Origin of the sequence: Streptomyces sp. NPDC101132, from assembly GCF_044759225.1 — a bacterium.
Taxonomy (GTDB): domain Bacteria; phylum Actinomycetota; class Actinomycetes; order Streptomycetales; family Streptomycetaceae; genus Streptomyces.
Genome location: NZ_JBIVYX010000015.1, coordinates 182,889 through 189,721 on the forward strand (window position 1 = coordinate 182,889; position 6,833 = coordinate 189,721).

The window sequence follows — 6,833 nt, forward strand, 5'->3', positions numbered from 1 at the left end:
GGGGCGTGAAAGGGCCTGGAGGACGGCGGGCGAGGGAGGCGGGGGCCCGGTGCGCCGGGCCCCCGCGGCACCGGCTACTTCTGGGCGTTCGCGAGCGCGACACCGACGCCCGCGGCGCCGACGATGATGCAGGACGCCTTGGCGCCCGCCACCACGCCGGCGACGAACGCGGCCGGCGTGGCCATCACCGGGGCGACGGGGTTGTCGGACAGCTCGCCGAGACCCGCGTTCACCTTCTGAATGAGCACAGACATGGTGCTTCCTCCAGCAATCTGATATATCGGATGATCCGGTCCGGCAGGCACTTGGACTGCCTGCCGGACCGGTTGCCGCCGAGCCCGGGCCCGCTCGCCACGGACCCCGGCGCCGGCCTGCCGCACCGGTCAGCCGGTGGCGGTCTTGTACGCGGCGTAGGCCGCGCCGGTCACCGCGCCGGCACCGACGACGACACCGGCGGCCTTCGCGATGACGGGGGTCGCGGCGATGATGGCCGGAGTGGCCATGACGGGAGCGGAACCGCGCACCGCGGCGCCCGCCTCCAGCACGCCCGTCAGGGCGGCATCGGCATTCACCTTCTGCATCAGCATTGTCTTCCTCCTCTCCATTCGTATTGTCGGGACTGATGGAATCCCGTCGGACGGCATGCCTGCCGTCGGCGGGAAGTCTGTATTCGCATCCGGCGTGAAGGCAAATGCAGTTCCCGAAAACAAGGCGGCATCAACATTGCCAAAACAATGCTCTGCCAAAAAGAAGTCAATTACCAAGACATTGCCCGTGGCTGACAACCTCGATGAATCCGGACGGGCGCTCGGGCACGGTGCGCACGGGAGGCTTCATGGCCACCCTGTGGAGTCCCTGGAGCGGGCGGGCTCAACCCCGCCGCGAAAAGCCGCCGTCCGACCCGGCAGGCCCGTGGCCGCCCGTGCCGCACGGTAGTCGATGGAGCCGGATCCTGTGCACGAAGAACATGTTCATTCCCCCGGCGATTCAAGGCGAATCGCTTCCGTTGTTCGCTTCGACTCTCTCCCACCTCGGCCGGACGGTCATTTCCGTTCGAGTGGGGCGCTGGTCGCAAGTATATGAACGGTCGCGGCCAGTTGATCAACACTTTACCTATGTGGTCGTCGTCACATTGCCATTACTTGAGGTTCTTCTGAGGTTTTGGATGTTTGCGGAATTCGATACTCCGGTGTTGGAGTATGGGGTGTCCACCATGAAATGATCGGCAGTCGTACCGGTGTGCCAGCCGAAGAAGGAGCGATATGCAGACAGCAGCAAAAAGTCACATTCAAGCCATCGACGTGTGGCGCCGGTACGGGCGGGGGAAGGGCGCCTTCGACGCCGTACGCGGCGTCAGCTTCAGCGTGGCCCCCGGAGAGCTCTTCGCCCTGCTGGGCACCAACGGAGCCGGCAAGACCTCCACCGTCGAACTCCTGGAGGGGCTCGCGGCACCACACAGCGGCGAGATCCGGCTATTCGGCGACCTGGACCCGGTGGCCGACAGGGCGCGGATCCGGCCACGCACCGGCGCGATGCTCCAGGAGGGAGGCTTCATCTCCCACCTGACGGTGCGGGAGAGCGTGGAGATGTGGGCCCAGCTCACCTCGCGGCCCCGCCCGGTCCGCGAAGCACTCGAAACCGCCGGGCTCGACCACCGCGCCGACGTCATGGTGCGCAACCTCTCCGGCGGCGAGAAGCGGCGCCTGGACCTGGCCGTCTCGACCCTGTCCCACCCGGAGGTCCTCTTCCTCGACGAACCGACGGCCGGGATGGACGCCGAAGGCCGCCACGCCACCTGGGCGCTGATCCGGCAGCTCCGGGAGGGAGGTACGACCGTGCTGCTCACCACCCACTACCTGGAAGAGGCCGAGTCCCTCGCCGACCACCTGGCGATCATGCACAGGGGACGGATCGCCACCGCGGGAACGGTCGCCCGGATCGTGGCCGACCACCCCTCGTCGCTCTCCTTCGGCCTGCCCGCACGGTGGTCCGGCCACCGGCTGCCCGTACGCGGGACCGTGCGGCAGCAGAACGGCCGCGTGACCGTCACGACTGCGGAGCTGCAGCACGACGCGGCGAGACTGCTGAGCTGGGCCGATGAGAACGACGTGACGCTGGACCGGTTCACCGCCCGCCCGGCCTCGCTCGAAGAGGCCTTCATCCGCATCGCCGGCCAGGCGGGGAACCAGGAGGAGACGGCATGAGCGGCAACCACGCGCCGGCAGTACGGCACATGAAGGCCCTGTTCCGCGTCGAGTGGAAGCTGTTCAACCGGATCAAGGGCAACTACATATACGTCGTGTTCGTCCCGCTGATGATCCTGATGGCCATGCGCTTCGTGCACGACCAGCTGGACCTCGCCGGTCACGGCCTCGACGCGGGCCCCCTCATGGTGTCCACCGCCGCCGGGATCCTGCTGATCTTCTCCCTCTACTCCTCCGTCACCGGCCTGTACGTGGCCCGCCGCGAGGAACTGGTCCTCAAGCGACTGCGGACCGGAGAGGCGTCCGACGCGGTGATCCTGGCCGGCGGGGCCTCCCTCTACGTCACCGTCGCCGTCGTCCAGATCCTCGTCACCTCGGCCGTGCTGTCGGTCATGTTCGACGCGGTCCCGCGGCAGCCGCTCGCGGCCCTGGCCGGACTGCTCACCGGAGTCGCACAGATGACCGCGATGGCGGCGGCCACCGCGGCGCTGTGCCGAACGGTCGAATCCGTCATGGTCGCCACCCTGCCGGCGATCTTCATCCTGCCAATGGTCTCCGGCATCTACCTCCCCCGCGAAGTCCTTCCGGACGCACTCGGCGACGCCCTGCTCTACGCACCGCTGTCCTCGACCGTCGACCTGATCCGCTCGGGCTGGACCGCCGAACTCGGCGCCGCCGCCCTCCTCACCCACACGGCACTGGCCCTGCTCTGGACCGCCCTCTTCGCCTGGACGGCAACCCGCAAGTTCCGCTGGGAACCCCGCGTCTGACCCGACCACGAGCGCAACCGGAGTCAGGCTGCCTCCAGAAAGTCGTCCAGGGCGGTGAGGCTCGTTCCAGGGCCTTTCTGGAGGTCGGCGGTGCGTTCATTCCTGACATGCGTGACAGAGGTGGCCCAGCTGCTGGGCGTCGTAGACGTCAGCATGGAGCCGAAGGACCGGCATGCCCGCCACCTCGCCCATACGATGCGTAAGCCCCTGCTCGAACGTGCAAGTCTGCCCGAGGAGTGGTTCGCCCCGCTGATGGCGGCAGCCGTGAACGACCCGGATCCCAGCTTCTGCCGCTGGTTCGTCGAGCCGGCGGTCTACGCATTCGGACGCCGCAGCGTGATGGCGGCATTGGTCGACTACCTGCGGACCGGCACGGATGCCGAGCGAGCTGGTGCCGTGCGAGCCTGGTACAGCGCCCACGTGCCCTTGCGTGCAGACCGGTCTCCGGTGCACGCACCTGGCGGGGTACGTGATCCCGGCCTGGACGAGACACGGGACATCAAGGTCGCCTGGACCTGCGGGTGTTCGCCGAATCCGCCGACCAGCAGACGCTCCACCGCGTCCTGCTGGACCTGCCTACCTCCCGCGCAGCCTATCCACCATCCCTGCACGAACTACTTGAAAGCACACTCGCATCCGCCCGGGTCCATCCCGACCCGCACATCCGTCGCTGGGCCGCAGCAGCAGACCACAAGGGAGTCTGAGCCCGACCCCTACCCCTCCTGGCAGTTACGGGACAGCGTTAGGGGCATCGCGCTGCGCGAGCATCGCGTGAGGGGTGGGGATGGCCGGACCGTTACCGTGGCGCACGGCCTCAGGGTCGCGTTGCTGCGGGGATGATCAGTCCCACCAGAAGTCCCAGTTGTGTGCACCGGTGAGTCGTTCGGCGTACGCGGCCAGTGTGTGAGGGCGGCTGCCTTGCCAGATGTTGTCCGGGCAGAAGGCGAAGTGCTCAGCGGCGACCAGCAGAGCGTCTTCCTGGTCCATCGGTGGAGCGGCGACGCTGATGTGCAGGGTCGAGAATCCGACGGCGACGACACGAGTACCGAAGCGGTGCTCCCAATCCGCGAGGACCGCGGAGAACTTTGCAGTGTCGTGGTCGTAGTTGCAGGGCCCGGCCCAGCCTGCGGCGGTGAGGGCCTCGGCGCCGGACGCGGCGATGACCAGTCCCAGTCGGGATTGAGGCCGGTCGGTGAGGAATGCCTGCGCGTACTCGCCGGCCAGTTGGTCGGCATTCGTTGCTGGTTCTCGGCCGGGCGCGAGGCCGGGCCAGCTCTGACCGAAGGGGGCTGTGACGGCGAGGCGTTCTGCGGCGGGGGGCACGTCTTCTTCATCGACGGCGGTGTGCGCCGCCCACCACTGCGCGAGCAGGCCGGCCGAGTCATGGCTTGCCGGGGATGACATCTGCTCGGGGAAGATCTCGCCAGATCCCCATGGGCGGAAGTCGCCGCCGTCTGAATCCGGGGAGTCGAGGAGTAGTGGCCAGAGGCCGGAGGTTGTGTGCTCGGTCTGGATCTGTGCCCACAGTTCGACCGGGGCGGGCCGATCGCTGAGCCAAAGGGGCTGCACATCTCCGTCGCCCTCGTCGGATGTGATCATACGGCCGGGCGGGAGTGGGGTCCTGAGGGTCGATCGAGGCTCGGGGTGCACGTGTGGATGCTAGCTGTGCAGGATTTTCGTCTTCCTGGTGAGGGCGGATGGCAATCCGTATCCCCTTGCTTCCCTCGTTCGTGTTGGTCTGGTCGGCGTGTCGGGATGGACAGCTTCGGTTGTGGATAGCCGGATGGTGCGGGGTTCCTGCTGGGAGTGAGGGGTGTCCGATCAGGTTCCTGCCGGCGAAGACATGTCGCGGTGGCGGCCGGCTGTGGGGCGTGAGGGGGCGGTGGCACGCCTCGTGGCGTTGGATTCCCGGGGCGAGTTGACCACCGACCATGCGCGTTTGGTCGCTGAGGCCCTGGAGGTGTCGCTTCGGACGGTGTGGAACTGGGTGGCGGTGGCTCGCGTGAGGGCAGGCTGTCGGCCCGGCCGCCTGCGCGGACTGGTGTGAGCGCGGATGTTCGTGTGCGTCTGGCGGTGTGGGGTGGGAATGTGGCTGGCAGTCCACCGTGAGCTGTTCGCCGAGGCGGTGAAGGCTGGCGTCGCGGACTGAGCAGTCGCCACGCTTCTTACCTGGGGTGTGCGGAGTGGCCGATCGGGTTGGTGGCTGTGTTGAACTCGTCAGCCGTCTGAACTGCGATGCTTGTCCGTGCGGGCACGGTTGCGCAGGTTGGTTGGGTGGTGCGCAGTTTCACTGATCGTCGACAACAGCCGCGTCACTGACGGGCAGGTCTGCCAGGAAGCCCCGGTCCCAGTTGTCATCCGCAGTGCTATTTTGATGCAGAACAGAGCGAGACCCCTCCACCCCCGCCAAGGAAGCACATGGTCGACAACCCCTGGACCCCGGCCCATCAAGCGGTTGAGTCGGCCGAGCACGCCACCTTGACGCGGCTCCTCGATGAAGGCGCTGATGTCAACGAGGTCTGCTGTGGGCAGACCCTCTTGATGCACGCCATCGATCTGGAAGGTGACTCCGCGCTCCAATCAGGTGAGCCCGCCGATACCGCGCTCATCGCGATCCTCCTCGCCTACGGCGCCGACCCCGCCATGGCCCTCGAGGGTAAGACCGCCCGAGACCTGGCCTGCCAATACGAGCACGTCATGGCCATCCGACTCCTCGACAGGTTCACCACCCGCACTGGCTCTGCCAGCCAGCTGCCCGCGTAGCGGGCTAGGTTCTGGAGGCGAAGCCGGAAGGGCCCCGGGGGCGGGGAGCGAAGCGGACCGGCCCAATGGGCCGTAAGGCCCGGTTCCCGGGGAACGGGGTCTTCATAGTCGGCCAGCCCTGACCAAGCATCTTGAGGTGGGCTAGAGTTTCGGCGAGGTCATGCTGACTCGTTGGATCAGTTCGCGGGGGGCAATGAGATGTCGGGGAAGAGGTACGACCAGGCTTGGGTGCAATGCATCGTTTTGGCTGTGGCCGTAGTGGGGCTGAGTGGGTGTAGCGGGGAGGTCACGGCTGAGAGGGGCTCCGGGGAGGTCACGACTCCGAAGGAGATTGTTCTGCGAGGGGCTCCGGGGGAGGTCGCGGAAGTGGTTTTACCTACGTCGATTCCTCATCAGGATGACATTCCCATTGTTTGGTTGGATATGAATCCTGGGGTTGCGTCACCGCTGCTGGGTGACCTTCCGTACTGTCACTATGCTTACGCCTATCAAGCACAGCTTGATATCGTCTGCTCGGTGGATGGCGAGGGCATATTGCGAGCGAGAGTCGCTTCGGGGGTTAAGCCAGGCCAGCGTATACCGGCTGGCCATTTGGCAGCCGAGAATGTGCACACTGCAAAGAAGACACCGATCATCGTCGAAGTAGTTTCTCCTGTTTCTGGGGGGAAAGCGAGCTCGGTGAAGCCGAGCTCGCTTTTGGAGTGAAAGGGAGCCACGAACGACCTCCCGAAGGCGAGCCTGCTGCCAGCCGCCCGCGCAGCGGGATGGTCCTGAAGGCGGAGCCGGAAGGGCCCGGGCGGGGGAGCGAAGCGGACCCGCCCAACGGGCCGAAGGCCCGAACCCCGTGAAACGGGGTCACCCGGGCCTGCGCAACAGGTCCTCGGGGCCGAGCGCAGCGAGGCCCCGAGGAGTCCGAAGCGAAGCGCAGGACACCGGCCGAAGGCCGGCTCTAGCGCAGCGAAGCCGCGCCGCCAGTCCGAAGCGCAGCGGAGGACCCCGGCCCAAAGGGCCGGTCTTGGGGCTGGGCGAAGCCCAGCCCCGCTGAGTGCAGCGAAGCGACTCACATCCCCCGAGCGGATCGGCGGGGCCAGGCTCC

Annotated in this window: 7 protein-coding genes; 4 read left to right on the forward strand and 3 right to left on the reverse strand. The window is 67.0% G+C overall.

Features of this window, described 5'->3' with window-relative positions:
- Positions 1-74 precede the first annotated feature (74 nt).
- Both ACIQUR_RS29565 and ACIQUR_RS29570 read right to left on the reverse strand, forming a co-directional pair.
- Positions 75-254 carry a hypothetical protein gene (locus ACIQUR_RS29565; protein WP_403670636.1) on the reverse strand — a complete coding sequence of 60 codons (180 nt, stop codon included), beginning with the start codon at positions 252-254 and terminating at the stop codon, positions 75-77.
- A gap of 129 nt (positions 255-383) precedes the next feature.
- Complete coding sequence (locus ACIQUR_RS29570; RefSeq protein WP_403670639.1) at positions 384-581, reverse strand: hypothetical protein; 198 nt, start codon at positions 579-581, stop codon at positions 384-386.
- 681 nt (positions 582-1,262) lie between these two features.
- Between ACIQUR_RS29570 and ACIQUR_RS29575 the strand changes: the two genes are divergently transcribed.
- The 3 genes from ACIQUR_RS29575 to ACIQUR_RS29585 all read left to right on the forward strand — a co-directional run bounded on the left by ACIQUR_RS29575 (position 1,263) and on the right by ACIQUR_RS29585 (position 3,814).
- Complete coding sequence (locus tag ACIQUR_RS29575; protein WP_403670642.1) at positions 1,263-2,204, forward strand: ABC transporter ATP-binding protein; 942 nt, start codon at positions 1,263-1,265, stop codon at positions 2,202-2,204.
- On the forward strand, positions 2,201-2,974 hold the full coding sequence (locus tag ACIQUR_RS29580) for an ABC transporter permease (protein ID WP_403670645.1): 774 nt from the start codon (positions 2,201-2,203) through the stop codon (positions 2,972-2,974). Before ACIQUR_RS29575 ends, ACIQUR_RS29580 begins: the two co-directional genes overlap by 4 nt.
- Before the next feature lie 120 nt (positions 2,975-3,094).
- Positions 3,095-3,814 (forward strand): hypothetical protein, encoded by a 720-nt coding sequence (locus ACIQUR_RS29585; protein ID WP_403670647.1) that lies wholly within the window; start codon positions 3,095-3,097, stop codon positions 3,812-3,814.
- Here ACIQUR_RS29585 and ACIQUR_RS29590 read toward each other — a convergent pair whose 3' ends face one another.
- Positions 3,815-4,573 (reverse strand): DUF4253 domain-containing protein, encoded by a 759-nt coding sequence (locus tag ACIQUR_RS29590; RefSeq protein WP_403670649.1) that lies wholly within the window; start codon positions 4,571-4,573, stop codon positions 3,815-3,817.
- A gap of 819 nt (positions 4,574-5,392) precedes the next feature.
- Between ACIQUR_RS29590 and ACIQUR_RS29595 the strand changes: the two genes are divergently transcribed.
- Positions 5,393-5,737, forward strand: coding sequence for an ankyrin repeat domain-containing protein (locus ACIQUR_RS29595; RefSeq protein WP_403670652.1), 345 nt, complete (start codon positions 5,393-5,395; stop codon positions 5,735-5,737).
- The last annotated feature ends 1,096 nt before the right edge of the window (positions 5,738-6,833 follow it).